The organism is Bariatricus sp. HCP28S3_A7 (genome assembly GCF_052066375.1).
GTDB lineage: Bacteria > Bacillota > Clostridia > Lachnospirales > Lachnospiraceae > Allocoprococcus.
On sequence record NZ_JBQHSG010000005.1, the window covers coordinates 29,792 to 46,356 of the forward strand.

Here is a 16,565-nt window from a genome sequence, read left to right on the forward strand (position 1 = left end):
CTCCCCTCTAGATCTTAAATCCTTATTCTGCAATGCTTCCTAAATCTTTTGTGGCATGTTCAAAACTATATTTTAATTTTTCAATGCTCCATTCATATGAGAAAAAGGAATCATACTGCTCTTTTAACGAAATCCACCAAGATTCATCTCCTTGCCACTTCGTATTTGATATCACTATCTTAAGCTCTTTCGTCACGTCTTGCAAAAATCGATCAACAAGTTCTCCACCTGCACCGTGATAAAAAGAACCCCAATTTATTAAATGTGACTCATACCAATATTCTGAATTATTCTCCGGAAGTTCGTATTTATTTATGTATTTACGAAGTTTTACTTCCTTTGCACATTTCTTTAATAATACAGGTAACACATAGTGCGCTGATTTATTTCGTATGACTCTAGATACAGCATTCCACCATTCCTTATCGCAACCATCCATTAAAGATGTATTCTCTGCTTCTTTAATTGCTTCGGCTAACGACCCATACTTATTTAACTGTGTCGCAGAATCAGTTCTTTGCATTCCCGAATCTTTGTCATTTAATATAGCTGCTCTTAACACATGCTCCATTAACAGACATAAATCTGTTAATGAACTATCATAGTTTCCTACCATAAATGATAAAACTGCCTCTTTATATAAACAGTTTATTGACGGGTCAATCCATGGCAGCGGTTCCGGTATCTTTTGGGCATTATTGGTTATATTATAAAGTAAATTTCCTCCATAGCCAACATCTTGAGTAATGTGCCATACTTTTATCATATCTCACTCCCACTTACGATATTTTAGATAACTTTGTAATCAAGTAATTCACAAATGCTGAACAAGATAATAACATATATTTTGCGTCTTCTTCAGGAGCGTTTGTAAAATCTATACCTCCATGCCTTATCCCATTTTCATCAGACGTATATCCATACACACTCGAAAAAGCGCTTTCCAATGCCGGATGTATATGTATTCCTTTATCCTTCAGTTTTTTCAATGTTTTTCCTAAAGTCGAATTACCACCATCAGTTCCTGTAATAATGCAGCACAATGCCTCTACTGCACTTATTGATTCCTTTATTGAGTTTTCATAGTCTGGAAAGATTCTATCTGAATAGCACTCGATTGCTTTTTTGAAATGTATATTTACACTTTCAAATTTTGAATGAATCACTTCTTCCAGTAATTCCAGCTCAGAACTGTTTGTAATCGCTACCGCTTTATTTTCCAAAAACCTATATCCTGACTTTTCTTCTTCAAGAACTTTATTAAATGCATTTGTGTAATCTATTGCTTTCTGTGGCATCAAATTAGCATTTTCATATACACTTGTCAAAAACATCTCAATTACATCAAAACTTTTATACCACTTTTTGAAGAAATGATCCTGTATAGTAAAAATAGTATTTTTTATATAGGCTGGAGCTGAAATTTTTATTTCTCCTAAATGATCAAGTATGAAATTTACTACTGGAAAATATGTAATACATTCATCATTATTTGAAACAAACCCATATAATACATTCCATAATCTATTTTGACATGTTTCTTCGAGTCCTCTTACTTTAATAGCTTTAGACTTTTGATAACCATTTCTTAAAGAAAACCACTCCATATTTCCTTGTCTCCTCTATATTTTTGCCAACAAATTAACCTGTATTGATTTCTTACCTTCCTGTGCCACTTCCACACCTTGGAATTTTTCATAATTCACTTTCACACCATCATCCAGATCAATCTCAATTCTCTTATTCGCAATATGAGCAATTGCTTCATCATAAATTTTCATCTCAGCAAGCTGTTTCGTATACTTCGTGACAGCCTTTGTTGCTTTTGATTTTTCGGAAGCAGATGTTGCATTATCAATGGTATACTGTGCACTCTGCATCGCTGTTTCTACATATTTCTGTGCCCGATGAAGATAATCCGTTCTTACACGTCCGACAGTATCAACATCGTAACGGTGCATGTAAATCAATGCTTTAAAACCATTTTCCTTACCGCTATCAAAAAGCCAATAAATCGGCCTCTTCTGATATACTTTCAGGTGATCAGCATAGAAATCTTTCAGAAAGTAATTACGAATGACTTCTCTGGACGTATCACCTTTGTTTCCTAATGCTTTAGCAATGAAATCAAGATTTTCTTCTAAGGTATCTGGGCCATAGACTGTTTTTACAAATTCCACAAAACGTCCAACAATATCATCTAAGAAATATTCTTCATCGGTAATGGGTAAGATATTGTCTTTATCAGGGATAAAAGAAGAATACTTACTATCATCCCATTTTCCACCCGCATAGATAAGACCTTCTGTGTTCAGAGAATAGCGACCAAACATACAGCCAACGGCATAGGAAATCAAGCTACGGATTTCTCTTCCAAGGTCGGCCTTACGTACCGTAACATCTTTATCTTCAACTTCTGGAGTAAGTTCATCCTGTAATCCATAAATATGAATAAAGATATTGTTCAGTTCCTCTTCGTTGGCTTTCAAGTGGCTGAAACGTTCGTTACATTCATTCTCCCAACAAATATAAACTTCCGCAAGGTCTATGTTACTAATGTCATCGAAAAACTTTGGATTCTTATGTATAACCGAAATAAATGGATGACAAGTAAATTCCCATGAAGTTTCAAAAGAATCCCAATCAGTTTTGCAAAATCCAATATTCTCACTAACCTTTTTATCAACAAATGAAATCCTTTCTTCTTCTATTGAAATAGGCATATTCAACAGATTTCCCGGTTTAAAATGCATCGTTTGATTTAATACGGAAGTATTCTTATTGAATAAATCTGTATTACAATATGCCAATATCCAAAATAAATATTTCCTATTATAGACAAAAAATGAATTCCCTACATCTGAGAAGAAATATCCTTCTGGAGAATATCTCATTGAAAATTTTCTACTTGCAACATCCCCCCAAGTCAAAGATTCCTTCAGCTGGAACTCGAGGTTTCTGGGATAAGACAATTTTTTCCCATATTTATCAGTGTAATTTTTCAGTTCATAGCCATCGTTCTCCCAATTAATAACATATTCATTATTACCATACCATTTACGATAGTTTCCTCCTTTATTTATAGGCACATACTTTAGTTGATCAATAATAGATTGTGTTGCTTTAAAGCTAATATCTTCAAATCTCACTTCATACCAAAGTTTCAAAAAGTAATCCGTGTTTCCACTTCCAATTCCAACTTTAGCTGTCCCATAGTTATTTATTTTCTTATTTTTAAAAGATTCTAAAATATTCTTATTCAACCAATATACTATTGGATATCCTGGAATTTTTTTGAAATCATCCTGACATGCAATATAAGCAAGCTTTTCACCAGTATAACTCTTATGGACATCTATTCCTAATTCAGTGTTGTACTCATCAAAGCAAAAAGTCTTGATAATTCCATGGGAAGATAGCAAAAATAGTTTTTCTATATCTAAAGGCTCAATATATTGAAACGTTCTATTATATAGTTTAAAAAACCTAGCTTTATAATCCTCTACTTTATTTGAAGAAATAACAAAAGTTAATGATCCAAAGTCTATTCCAAATATTCCTCTTCCCATGTGAATTAAAGAACTAATTCTACTGTTGTTCAAAACTTTAATGCGTATTTTTTCAAATGAAGAAAGAGAAACAAATGACGGTTGTGTAATCATCCCATAATACCCTGTTTTATTAACCATTTCTCCACATTTTTCAATAAATACAGCAAACAAATCACTCTTACTATCCGGATAATTATCTTTCACATATTTAGATAGTTTATCCCCCATTCCAGTAGCACCCATGTACGGTGGATTCGTTACCACTGCATCATACTTTTGTTCCAAATTCTTAGCCACTTTTATCAGATTTCTTAACTGTTCCTGTGTCTCTTCACTTCCAACACTTTCAAAAGATATCTGTCCATCCGAGTCCAAATCATCTACATATTTTTCTATCACTTCCCAATCGCATGCATCCACATTTAAAATAGAACCATACTCTCTAGCATCCACGAAAATATCCAATAATCTTTCAATCTGCATCACAGCCAGATCCCGTTCCATGTCACTTAAATGTGCGCCAAAGAATTTCAGATGATTTCGATTAATTCCATTACTCTCTGCAATCGCATATACTTTTGGCTCTGGTTTGCCATCTCTTCCTCGCAGGAATCTCCTATTATATCCACGACCTTTCATCATAACTGAAAAATATGCCAACTGGTATGCTCTTTGATCAATATCCAGTCCATGAATATTATGCTCCACAATCTCAAATGCTGCCTCTCTCTTGTCATATCCAGCACTTTCATAAATATCCATCAGCACATCAAACATGGCAATCAAGATATGTCCACTTCCCATACACGGGTCAATGCAGGTGATATCCGTTGGTTTCAGATTTTTGTAGTTGCTACGAATTTCTGCCAATTTCACATTCACAGACTCTTCCTGTTCTGCTTCCGGAAGATAATATTTCCATCCAAATCTCTCTGCAGTTTTCTTTTCATTTACAGTCGGATCCACAGCCCGTAAATGTTCAATCCAGATTCTTCCCACAGAATTTTCTACCATATAGCGTACAATCCAGTCTGGAGTAAAAAGCTGGGTGGCTGCCGGAATTCTCTCTTTTGTAATCTTGATATTCTTTTTCAATTTTGCAAAGGTGTCATCTTTTAATTCTGTATTGTAATACTGATACAGCCACCCAATGATCTCCACCTGACCAGTTGGATTGCCTTCTTCATCTACTGATGAAACATTGAAATCATTCTCCGGAATGCCAGTATCCGGATTCACCAGCATATAGATCACATCATCTTTGTTTGTATAAGAAATACCAAACAGCAGCTCTATATAATCAGAATCTGCCTCAAATAATCCCGGAAGAATGTCATGCAGCTGATGACACTGTTTCAGAAATAACTTACAATACAGTTTATCTGTATCTTCCGATGTTCCACTTAATTTCCAGTTAATAATTTCTTCTTTTTCCTGTGTAGTCAGATCTAAATCTACATCTGGAGCCTGTGTCACAAGATCCGGTTCCATTTTTCCTTCTTTTTCGGAAGAAAGTACACGAACTCTGTTTGGAAGATAATCGTTCACTTCCATAAATCGAATGGCACAGATTCTGTTGAACCAGGTATATGCCACTTCTTCAACCACTGCTTCAAATCCACGAGAATGAATCTGTGATACCAGTCGTCTTCTCTGCTCACACTGCCTTTTATTCAACGTTACCTCTGTCCCTGCAACCGTCTGGTATACTTCAAAATCAACACCTTTTGTAATCGGCTCACTGCATGACTTTTCTGTAATGCCAAGCATACCAGCTTTGTCTGTAACAGAATCAATCAGTTTTTTTCTTGCTTCTATGGCAAATTTCTTTATCGCATTCTTGTTCATGTACTATTTCCTCCATTTTATGGATTCCCTGTAATCTTTTTTCTCTGTCTTCTTTTAGTTGACATGGATACATTTTCTTCCCTGTATCCCTGTAAATGTGTATCCCTACTCCATATCATAATACTCCCAATTGCCGGAGTTTTTTCTTTGTATTGTTCGTATGCATATATAATAGACATATCGCCCACTCCGATTTCATATGTGGCATTCTCCTCGATATGGTTAGCCAAGTATAATAATCCTTCTTTATCCAGTTCAACGCCATATAATTGCCACGGAGCTTCTCCTTCCGCCGTTTTACGAAGATACTCTCCAAACTTTCCTGCAATCGTTCTTCTCACATTACCGTCTGAAATATGTGCGATATGATTACCAGTTTCTATAATCGTAGCCACTGGAAGAATTAATACATCTTTGGATTGTAACACTTTATTCCATTGTTCTTTGACGGCTTTAGCATCAGCGCATTTTCCAGGTACTTCCAGAAGATTCGTCATAACTGAGGTGTCTATAAATCTTACATTCATTCGTTACACCCCCAGCCATGAATAATCTTTTGCATGTTTTGACTGTTTTAAGGCTGATAGCAGACTTTCATCAATCATTGCATCTCCTAAACCACCTGCTGCCAACATGGATGGAAAATTTTCAATTTCTATAAAAGATTGAATCTTACTCGTACCTCTTTCTTTGTCTCTATATACCACAGAAACCCCCATTAATTCATCTTTCTTATATGAATTCAACAAAGTTGCATTATGTGTAGTTATAATAACGTCAATATTTCTCTCTGTACCTATGGCAATCAATTGTTCGACCAACTTGTATACTCTTGCTGGATGAATACCATTATCTAATTCTTCAATCATAACCATACTGCCAGGTTCCCCAATTAATGCGGCAGTTAATACTGCAATACACCGTAAAGTACCATCCGATAATTGACGAGCATCAACCAATTCTGTTGAATTAAGATTCCTTTCCCGCAATGCAAATATTACATCACCAATCTTTGTTTCAACGAATTCAATATCTTCAATATCGTTCTCCGGCAATTCCCTTACTACTTTTAACAACTGCTCTTTTTTGGATGAATCCTTGCACATTTCATTCAATACTGCAGAAAGATTGTCACAATTCTGTCGTAACTCTATATCTGATATTCTCGCATATTCACGAATTTCTGATGGTATCGGATCCATCATTCTAATATTTTTTAAATGATTAATTACACGTTCCATCCATACAACTGTCTCTCGTTCCTCTTCTGTATCTCTTCTCATCTTTCCAACCATCTGAGACAGAATTGCAGATGAACGAACACAAATCATATCCGGGTCATTCCCTCTGCTACCATTCTTGTACTGTACTTTAATCTCAGCGCGGCCGGATTCCACCTTCTTGGTTTTGAAAATTTTATTGCTTTTAGGTCCCAATGTATCCTTTTTTACCAGATATAATCCTTCTTCCTCAATTGCAACACGATCTCCTACTCCAATTTTGATTTCATAAAGCAAATCTTTCTTGTCATTCAAATCTATCAGGCATCCCAATTTAAAAGCATTCGTTTTAAACCTTGCACAACCACGGCTTCCACCGCGTACAACAGCTCCTGTACTTTTTGTTCCATCAAGGATCGTACTTAACTCAATACCAGTTGCTGCTTTTGCAAGTATAGCAATCCCTTCTATAGCGTTACTTTTACCGGATGAATTGGTACCAATTAGTGTTGTCAGTGCTTCTATATCCAGTTCAGCTTTTTCAAAACTCTTGAAATTTTCAAAAGTAAAACATTTTATCATTTTAATCTGCCTCCTAACTTAAAACTATTATAGTATCTCCATCTAATTGTGCTTTCAATTTTCTTTTAAGTTCTTCCGCAAATTTGTCAACATCTTCTTCCGTTTCTAAAGTATAAGTTCTTGCACCTGCCACATTACTGATAGACACATTCTTGCGTTTCTTTTGTTTTGGCTGAATCGGCGGTATTACCGGATCTACCGGCTGTACATTGCCTCCATCTGCCTTCGGTGTCAGTGGATCTACTGGTGGCTTCGGATCTGGTTTTGGACGATGCGTTTCTTCGTATTCTGTTATCTCATCCATGCAGCGGAGTTTTAATGTATCACTTTCCAGTCTTATATTCTTAACTGCTGCTATCTCATGGGATGTATCCAGTTTTTGTTTCAGTTCTGCAAAGGCACACAGGAATTTATCACGAAATACCGGTGCAAATTCTTTTTGATCCAGTGTATTTAATACTTTCTGCAGATCATCATCCACGATTGGACTCATCTCTTCTGCTTCTTTTTCCAGTAAAGCTCCGTACTGCTGTATAAATTTCACGGACATATCCGGTAGCTTCTGAATCTGTCCAAATGGGTTCTTGGCTGTAATGATTGCTTCCATCTGAGCTACGTTATCAATGATTTCCTGCTCCCGTACATAAGTCTTACTGTTTTCAAACATCTGGATTTGTTCCAGTGCTTTTTCAAAGATCTTTTTCTGTCCACCCTTGAAGAAATCAAATACAGGTGCAGTATCATCTGCGTCATCCAGCAGATCATCCCGTTTTTTATCGACTGTCCTAAAAAATTCTACCGGTTCTTTAATTGCCAGAAGTTCTTCCAGATTCTTCTTTGCCTGTTCCATCAAAGATTTGCATGGCAATTTTGGATTCACACGGTATTCAATCATAATCTCACCGAATGTTTCCAGCTTATCCTGTGCCTTATTCTTAAAACTTCTCATGATGGTATCGTCATCGTCACTGGCCAGAGAGAATCCAAAATAATCCTTCAATACTTCTTTTACAGAACGAATCTGTCCATCTGTTGCTCTCTCCCGGATATCAATAAGCAGTTTTTCTACAAATTCACGTTTCGTCAAATAACGAACCAGCTCATCCTTTGTGTTGGACAACATAGATAAATTCTGGCTATTGTAAGTCAAAGATACACGTCCCATCTTAAAGAGCATAGCAACCAGCCACTGTACATCTTTGGGATCAAAGCCGTAAGGAGCGGCCCCAAATTTATCCAGCAGAGATTTCAGTGACGTTTTCATACGTCTTGTATTATTCAAACTGATGACCTGGATCACCTCTTCCAGTGCCAGTTTATTTGGAGTCGTATCACTGGTTCCAAGGAAAGAAAGCTGTCCATCATTGCCGTTGAATACTGCCGCAATGTCAGAAAGCTCCGGTGCCGTCTCCATATAGGTCAGCTTGTTATACTGCATTGCCACCAGCTTGCCTAATGCTTCATTGATACGGCTTGCCGGTTCTTTTGCTGCAATATTTGCTTTATCACCATTCACATATATCTCCGCATGTTTTAAAGCATCCTCAATAAAAATACGGATACGGTCCTTCTTCTCAATGCGTTCGTCCTCTTTTGCCCTGCGGATACTGTCAAAGCTGCCTCTTGCCCCTGCAGCATTTTTATTCAAAAACTTATATATCTTAATGGATTCTGTGATCTCATCCAGGAAGGTACTGTCATTTGGCAACTTCACGATTACCGAATGTTCCTGTGCGGAAAGCATACGAAGTGCAGAATCCGGATAGTCACCACCATATGGTGTGATTACTGACACACCTATATCGTTGGACTGATTTCCTTTGAAATACCGGTCATCTACTTTCTGGTTAAATGGGAATAAATAACGGCTGCTGTAACGGTATTTCTTGTCTGTAAAAATTTCCTCAAAAATAACGGTAGATGCTTCCCCGATGATCTCTCCCATTTCTACAGATTCGTTATTAATCGCATTGTTGATTTCCTGTTCTACATTGGTCAGGAAGATATAGATTTCCCCATTTTTCTGCACCAGTGTCTCACGGATCAGTTTCTTTAACGATTCTTCAATCTTTCCACGGATTTCAATACGGTCATCGTCAATATTGGAGATCATCAGTGTAGTCAGGTTATCTACGTTTGCTTTGATCTCTTTGACGTATTTAATCATAAAGAGTACTTTCAGCAATTCCACATCGAATTCGTCCAGTCTGCTGTTATCCTCTGCATCCGTAATGACCTGACTGTGCTGATGATCAATAAACTTGTGCAGCGGATCATAGAAATAACTGAACGGTACAAGTACACCTGTCTCACTATCTTTCAGGCGAATGGCAGACTCCTGGAACAATGCCAGCATAGAACGTGACTGATCGGATAAATGCTTTCCACTGGCTCCATGGGTACGCACTGCTGTCAGCACCTGACCAAGAAGATTAAACTGATACGGAATAAACGGATAGCAATCAGCAAAATCCGTCTTGTCTGTATATAATTTTTTATCTGCGGTATCAGCAGTAAAAGTGATCAAATTCTTGATAATCGACTCCTTCTGTTCATACAACAGTTTTAATGACTCTTTTGCAATCTCATTCTTTTCCAGAATACGCTTCCGGATAACCTCGTCTACGTTGGATGCCGACAACGATAATCTGGTATCGAAACGCCCCTGAATCTTAGAGAAGTCATTCCCTTTGGTCTTAGTTATAGAGTCAATATCTTCCTGACTGGTAACGATCACCCATGCTTTTCCCCTGCAGGCAGTTCCCAGATCTTCCACGATGGTCTGCAGATTCAACATCAATTGGGTATCATCTGCGATGTACTGTCCAATCTCATCTACCAGGAAAATCACATGATGATTCGGTCCTTTTTTCTCACAGTATTCTTTTACCAGCGAAACAAATTTCTCTATACTGAGGTCGTAGCTTCCCTTGGCGTTTTTGCACCAGTTACGGGCTGCTTCTTCACTCATGAAGTCCATAGCTACGATGGTTTTTACAATTTTATCCTGAATAACAGCAAATGCCTGTCTCTTTCTCTCCCACGGTGCACCGGCAATCTCTTCAAATTTCTCTTTGAACTCTTCAAATCTGCCCTCGTTATCTAATTGACGTTCAAATTCTGCAAGATACGGAATAGAACCGCAGTATCCCTGCATCTCATTGAACACCTTCATAAATACTTCCACAATTGCCTCTTTGCCGGATCCAACTTTTGCAGAACCTTTGGAATCAATATTAAAGAGCATGACATCAGAAGAAATAGTACCGGAATTAGTCATCTTGGCAATGAGCATAGGATCTTCAATTTTTTTTCCATCTGTAAAGTACTCAATGGCTCTCTTTCCCTCTACGACACTGTTTTTCAACAGGTAAGAAAGGATCTTTAAGAAGTGCGATTTACCACTGCCAAAGAAACCAGAAATCCAGACACCCATTTTATCGGTATAGCCGTTGATTCCTTTTTCATAGTTATCAAAGAAATCCCGGAAATGTTTCAACAACTCTTTGGTCACAACATATTCATCCAGTTCCTGATATACATTTTCTTCATCAGACTGGCCGACTTTGATAACACCTTTAATGTCTCGGTCAATCTTTTTCTCAAACATGTCTTTAATCTGCATTCTTTTTCTTCCTCCGTATCTACACTAGCCGGAACGCCCGGTAATAGTTTCTGGAATCCATCGTTCCAAATAATTTTAAATCCTGTCCACTGTATTCACCTGGATAAAACATCACCACCGGCACACTATCCAGTACCTGGTGTAAGTTGTTCAAAATATTATGGCTGGCAATGATCGGATGGCATTTGCCAACACCTGTAAGGAATACCACGCTGTCAGTCAGGTCTTCCTGCAAAATCTTTGTGATAATCAAATTCAGTTCATTGGTCTCATCCAAGCCCAGTGTTTCTACCAAGCTATCCGCCATATCAAAAAATCCATTTTCTTTTTCCAAATCAAAAAAGGCTTCCAGGTATCCTTCCTCTTCCAACACCTGGATCATGGTATGGAACAAGTCAAATTCAATAATCTTAAAGTCTTTATTTCCATTGTTGATCCGGTCTTTTAAGTATGTGATATGATTCCGCACTTCCAGCTCTGCTCTTGGATCATAGTCAAACACATAATACCCGACCTCATTCCCAAGACCTTTATTCTCCCGAAAAGATTTTTCTGAAATTTTATCCTCAATCCGGTTCAATCTTTCCTCTAAACTTAACCTCGCCATTCCTAGACTCCCTTCACTGCCTTTAAGTATTCTCCAAGTCCATTTTCAGTCAGTAACTCTTCTGTCCGATAGTCAATATGAATCGGCTTGATGGTTCTTGGTTTCGCACTGCTTTCCAACAATCCAGCCTCAAACATCATTCTGGTGAAACACTGTTTCAACTTCCGTACTGCTGTATCCGTCCATCCTGCCACCACATCGCTCTGCATGGCTTTATCAGCAAAGAATACATTCAGATCACGATCTGTAATTTCTTTTTCTCCCAATCGAATCTTTTCAGCATAAACCTCATGAAGGAATTCAAAGAATAGTCTGCTGTCCATTAGGATTGCTATCAAATTCAGAATCTTAGCAGTTTCCACATCACAAGTAATGAATGCCTGCAGCACTGCTTCCGGTAAGGCGGATACTCTCCGGTATGTTCCATTCAGAACTTCATATGCACGATATTCTGCTTTCACCTGATAGATGTTCTCCTCCCAGGCAATCTTCCGAATATCTGATTTACTGAATCCTTTCAGAATATATCCTGAAGTCTTTCTGGATTCCTGAAGCCAGAACAATTTTGATGTAAGCCCTGCACTGTATTCCACTACTGCCCACCATCCTTTTCTTCTTTTTCATAATGGACAATGTCTCCAAAATCACAGTTCAGCTCCGCACAGATCTTTTCCAGAACCTTTAACGAAACAAATTCCCCATTTGTCATCTTTGCAACTGTACTGCTGCTGATCTCTACACGGTTCATCAAATCAATTTTTTTCATATTTTTGTCAATCAACAGCTTCCAAAGTCCGTTGTATGATACTGCCATATGTTTTCCCTCTTTGATATAATAGTCCTATGTTTCTCAATCTTTTGGAAGTCATATCCAATTTTCCGTTCTAACTCTTCCAATCTTAATTATCATACCATACAAGGTCATTTTCTTCAACATAATCACAAATGGAAACTTCGATTTCTCAAACATGGAATTTGATAAGTCGGATTCTTAAATGATCCTTATTTATCCTCGTTTGCCTAATCCTCCAGATACATTTTTACTGCATTAAAACACTTCAGTGCCTCTGAATCTGCATCATTGAAATTAGAGGAAAATGTCTGCAGACTGCCGGAAGGATCTGTTGCCAGATTTGTCAACGTGAGATACGCATCGTACAACTCCGTAACCGCTTCATACGCATCCTCATATTCATCCGGTGGATTTTTCAACTTCTTCATCAGTGAATTTACTGTATCCTGATTATCCTCAATGCCACTTATCTGGAGACTAAAAGAAGAATCGGAATATAAATTCTGTAATGCATCATTAAAATCCGATACAAAATAACCTTTTGGTCTGGTATATTTATCAGTCGAATCATCTCGTTCTTCATAAATTGCGTTATACCAGACTTTTTTTATCAGATTTCCACAAGTTTCCGCATCACCAGCTCCGGATAGCATGGAATACGTTACAAGTTCCAGATTTGCCGAATATTCTTCCATTCTTTTTGCTGCTTCCGCTGCCTCTTTTTTCTTTTGTCCCTGTACAACAGCCACTGCAATCAAAGCAACAATTAATACTACTACAGCCGCAATCGCTATTGTTTTCTTTGATTTTTTCGCTATCTTTACGCCTGTTACTTCCACCTGTTGGGGTACTGTTTCACTTTCTTTCGCATCGTCTACAGGGCATCCACATTTCGGACATACATCTGCCTCAGCATCCAATTCAGCTCCACATTCCTGACAGTATCTTTTTTCTTCCGATATCAGAACTGCTCCACAATGCACACATTTTTTCGCCTTATCTGATACCTGTTCGCCACAATTCGGGCACGCCATCATTGCCATAATCTTTTTCCTCCGTGTAATTTATTCTTATGATTATGCCTGTGCAACATTTTGATGTAACACTGGTTTTATCCGTCTGTATATCTCAAGCCCCTGTTTTTTTCCAAACCGGTGCAGAGAATTCAGGTAAATGATTTTCGGGGTCTTAGCCGTTTCCATCATATTCTGGATTTCCGGCATTTTACTGGCATAATCTGTTCCACAAAAGATTTGTCTCAAAATCTCCTGTAATCTCATCCGCTCCTCATATCTTGCCTGAAACACATCAATATCTACTCCTGCCAGTTTTTCCTTTAATCGTTTTACCCTGTTGCTATTGTCATTGCTGGCTATCAAACTTCTTTCAACAGATGGTGAAATTATAATCTTATTATTGGATGGCAACCTCGCATCCCAATAATCACGCACTGCCTTGTACCCCTGATCTTTACTGATGATTGCGACTCGTTCTGTATGACCGGTACCATAAAACTCCCCCACCCTCGATGCAATATAAAAGTCTAAGCCATTCTTTCCCGTATTTTTCAGTTTACATGTATCGAAATGGCAGCCCGATCTTTCAATATCTTCCAGGTATCTGCTCTCACAGCTGTGGGCAGCATTACTGAAGAATATTGTAAGATAATCAGTTTCTTCCAGATAGTCCACACCCCGTAGTCCGCCACTTCTTACATTTTCAAAATCCACCAGAAAATACATATTCTACCCTCTCTTTCTGCCACGGCTGTTTTTCTTATACTCTACAATTTCCTCTGACCAGTTACCATCAAATACTTCTTCCATGCTTTCAGCCTGTACTGCTTTTGACACTGCTCTGCCCACGGCCTTAAAATTGATAGCAACACCTTCCGGGTCATTTTCATATGTCACAGAACGGTTACGGGCAATACCAATCTTTTCTGCCTCTTTCCCTGCATCAATATTGGCACCAAGGAATAAGAATTCCCATCCACACTCTTTTTTTGCACTGATTATTCTCCTGATCTGTTCATATGTAAAATTCTCACTGGAATTTTCCAATCCATCGGTAGTAATAACAAAAATGACTTTTCCGGCTTTGTGTGTTTCCGGAAGATGTTTCTGAACATTATCAATCTTTTCAATCGCTGCCCCCACTGCATCCAGAAGTGCCGTACAACCCCGGACATAGTATTCTTTTTCTGTCAAAGGCTCGATAATCTCAATCGGAAACCGATCATGAATGATCTCCACCTGATCATCAAACAGCACGGTTGTCACATTCACTTGCTTACCTTCAGACTTCTGTCTCTCAATCATTCCATTAAATCCACCGATTGTATCGCTCTCCAGTCCTCCCATAGAACCACTTCTGTCCAAAATAAAAACCAACTCAGTTAATCCTGTATTCATGTGATTACTCCTTTCTTGTCCTGTTATTCAGGTCATTGTGGCATCCCCTTGCGGGATTACCTCTCTAAATCGTTATAATCACATTTTATATACAGAACCAACTGAGTTGGTCGCATACCAGGCGACATTGGAATTTCGCCTTTCCTTTTCACTTAACCAAATACCGGCTGCCCATAAGCGTACAGTACATCATTGATCTCAAACATATCATAGATTTTATTCTGCAAAAAATATGCCACTATAATATCTGTTTTGGAACTTCTGGATAATGCAAATCCGGCACTGCGAAGCAAATCCTTTGCTTCATCCAGGGATAACTCCAATGCTATTGTAAAAGCCAGCACTGTTTTCTTATTTGGTGCGTAGTTGATATCTTTCCGGATCTTTGAAAAATGTCTCCGGTCAACATAGGCTTTTGTATAAACTTCAGAATCTGTCAATCCCCTCTCATCAATCATACGAAGAAGACGCTGAGAAAATGTCTCTTCCATCTGATTCATCAGATCATCTATGTTCCGGTTCGTCGCCATTGTCTGCGACATTTCTTTGGTAATCTTTGTTTTTTTCATGCTGCCCACATCAAATTCTGCTGGAGCAGACATATCTGTCTCATAGTCAGCAGGTGCTTCCTGCTTCTTCTGTTCCTTTCTTTTTTTCCGGAAGCTTGTTATTTTATCAAAAATGGATTTCATTTCTTCATCCATCCTAATATCATCTGTCCCTGGCTCGTAGTATTTGTCTATGTACTTTCCAACTTCTTCAATCAATTCTTTGTTTGCCATATACTTTATACCTGCCTTACTATTTCATGTTCTCATTATAAACCAAATTTGGCTTTAATTCTATACTCACAAATCTATCAGGTATCTGCTCTCTCCCGGTCGCATATCAGGCGACATTTTAAAAATTAAAAGATTATATTCGTAATGGATGTTTTTTCGTATAAAAAATAAATTCCGTATAACTTATTACGGAATTCATTTTTTTCAAATTTTAAAAATCCAGTTTGGCATTAAAATAAATCAATATATTATCAATTACATGATACTGTTATAATGATGCCGGAAAGCACAGAACACACACAACCCTATGGTAAAAAAACACAGAGCTGATTTCCATATGCCTGAGAGGGAAATTAGTCCAGTAAATCAACGTCCTTAATCAATAGTTTGAATTGCACTTTCCCCCTCAAGTGCCAATTTTTCACAATAATCAATTAGAATTCTGATACTATCAAATTGCATTTTAATTAATTCATTAGTGGGCAATTTCCCTTTCACCACAAAATCCAGATTCTGATTAATTGCTTTTACATTCTTTCTGCTATTTTTATTTAATAGTCCTGGTTTCAATAAAGTACATGTCTCCAACAGCATCACATACAATATTTCTTATATGCCTCCATAATCTCCGTCTGGATTTCATCCCGAATTCGTTTCGGTCCTATTACTTCACACTGGTTAACATGAGCCATGATCCATCTTCGCATAACAGATGGAATAGCTCGAATCCTTACGGTCATACTTTCGCAATTCTTTCTCGAAACCGTCGCATCGTTTCCGAATTCTTCTGCAATTTCCTGCCATAGATTTAATCCACAATCAATCTCATACTTTTCCTTCGTCTCTCCACGCTGAAAAATATATTGTTCTGCGTACTGTCCTAGATTTAGTCCTCCAAAAATCATGTCAACGCCTCGTTCCAAGATAACGATATCTTTCATATGGTCAATTCTAAAATGTTCCAAATGATTAAAATGTTCACGTTTTGCCAAAATGTAATAGTTTCCTTCCGCCCAAATCGTCACGTATGGACTAAAAACAATATTACCGTCTTGAACCTCTACAAGTTTCCGATCTTCACCATACTCCAATAGTCGTACACTCACTTTACATCCTTGATTAATCGCCACATTCAAAGCATCT

The 16,565-nt window shown here is 37.8% G+C and carries 15 protein-coding genes; all 15 read right to left on the reverse strand.

Annotated elements, in window-relative coordinates; translation table 11 throughout:
- Window positions 1-22: 22 nt before the first annotated feature.
- Window positions 23-766, reverse strand: a complete 744-nt coding sequence (locus ACTNA4_RS04985; protein ID WP_441028834.1) for a hypothetical protein — start codon at window positions 764-766, stop codon at window positions 23-25.
- Window positions 767-779: 13 nt separating this feature from the next.
- A complete protein-coding gene (locus ACTNA4_RS04990) occupies window positions 780-1,607 on the reverse strand; it encodes an AbiJ-NTD4 domain-containing protein (protein WP_441028836.1) in 828 nt (275 codons plus the stop codon).
- 15 nt (window positions 1,608-1,622) lie between these two features.
- Window positions 1,623-5,399 carry a BREX-1 system adenine-specific DNA-methyltransferase PglX gene (gene pglX / locus ACTNA4_RS04995; protein WP_441028838.1) on the reverse strand — a complete coding sequence of 1,259 codons (3,777 nt, stop codon included), beginning with the start codon at window positions 5,397-5,399 and terminating at the stop codon, window positions 1,623-1,625.
- A gap of 17 nt (window positions 5,400-5,416) precedes the next feature.
- The gene (locus ACTNA4_RS05000; RefSeq protein WP_441028840.1) at window positions 5,417-5,926 is read right to left on the reverse strand and encodes a hypothetical protein; all 510 of its coding nucleotides are present in this window, start codon (window positions 5,924-5,926) and stop codon (window positions 5,417-5,419) included.
- Window positions 5,927-5,929: 3 nt separating this feature from the next.
- Window positions 5,930-7,201: an AAA family ATPase gene (locus tag ACTNA4_RS05005; protein WP_441028842.1), complete on the reverse strand. Its 1,272-nt coding sequence runs from the start codon at window positions 7,199-7,201 to the stop codon at window positions 5,930-5,932.
- Between the two features lie 13 nt (window positions 7,202-7,214).
- Complete coding sequence (gene brxC / locus ACTNA4_RS05010; RefSeq protein ID WP_441028844.1) at window positions 7,215-10,826, reverse strand: BREX system P-loop protein BrxC; 3,612 nt, start codon at window positions 10,824-10,826, stop codon at window positions 7,215-7,217.
- Window positions 10,827-10,845: 19 nt separating this feature from the next.
- Window positions 10,846-11,433: a DUF1788 domain-containing protein gene (locus tag ACTNA4_RS05015; protein ID WP_441028846.1), complete on the reverse strand. Its 588-nt coding sequence runs from the start codon at window positions 11,431-11,433 to the stop codon at window positions 10,846-10,848.
- Between the two features lie 2 nt (window positions 11,434-11,435).
- Window positions 11,436-12,026, reverse strand: coding sequence for a DUF1819 family protein (locus tag ACTNA4_RS05020; RefSeq protein WP_441028848.1), 591 nt, complete (start codon window positions 12,024-12,026; stop codon window positions 11,436-11,438).
- Entirely contained in the window at window positions 12,026-12,247 is a 222-nt protein-coding gene (locus tag ACTNA4_RS05025; RefSeq protein WP_441028850.1) for a helix-turn-helix domain-containing protein, read from the reverse strand. Before ACTNA4_RS05025 ends, ACTNA4_RS05020 begins: the two co-directional genes overlap by 1 nt.
- 206 nt (window positions 12,248-12,453) lie before the next feature.
- Window positions 12,454-13,269 carry a zinc-ribbon domain-containing protein gene (locus ACTNA4_RS05030; protein WP_441028852.1) on the reverse strand — a complete coding sequence of 272 codons (816 nt, stop codon included), beginning with the start codon at window positions 13,267-13,269 and terminating at the stop codon, window positions 12,454-12,456.
- Between the two features lie 33 nt (window positions 13,270-13,302).
- Window positions 13,303-13,968: a PIN domain-containing protein gene (locus tag ACTNA4_RS05035; RefSeq protein WP_441028854.1), complete on the reverse strand. Its 666-nt coding sequence runs from the start codon at window positions 13,966-13,968 to the stop codon at window positions 13,303-13,305.
- A 3-nt stretch (window positions 13,969-13,971) separates the two neighbouring features.
- A complete protein-coding gene (locus ACTNA4_RS05040) occupies window positions 13,972-14,640 on the reverse strand; it encodes a vWA domain-containing protein (RefSeq protein ID WP_441028856.1) in 669 nt (222 codons plus the stop codon).
- 152 nt (window positions 14,641-14,792) lie between these two features.
- Entirely contained in the window at window positions 14,793-15,422 is a 630-nt protein-coding gene (locus ACTNA4_RS05045; RefSeq protein ID WP_441028858.1) for a helix-turn-helix domain-containing protein, read from the reverse strand.
- Between the two features lie 375 nt (window positions 15,423-15,797).
- The gene (locus ACTNA4_RS05050; protein WP_441028860.1) at window positions 15,798-16,019 is read right to left on the reverse strand and encodes a hypothetical protein; all 222 of its coding nucleotides are present in this window, start codon (window positions 16,017-16,019) and stop codon (window positions 15,798-15,800) included.
- Window positions 16,016-16,558, reverse strand: a complete 543-nt coding sequence (locus ACTNA4_RS05055; RefSeq protein WP_441028862.1) for a WYL domain-containing protein — start codon at window positions 16,556-16,558, stop codon at window positions 16,016-16,018. The genes ACTNA4_RS05050 and ACTNA4_RS05055 overlap by 4 nt, the downstream gene beginning before the upstream one ends.
- Window positions 16,559-16,565 lie beyond the last annotated feature (7 nt).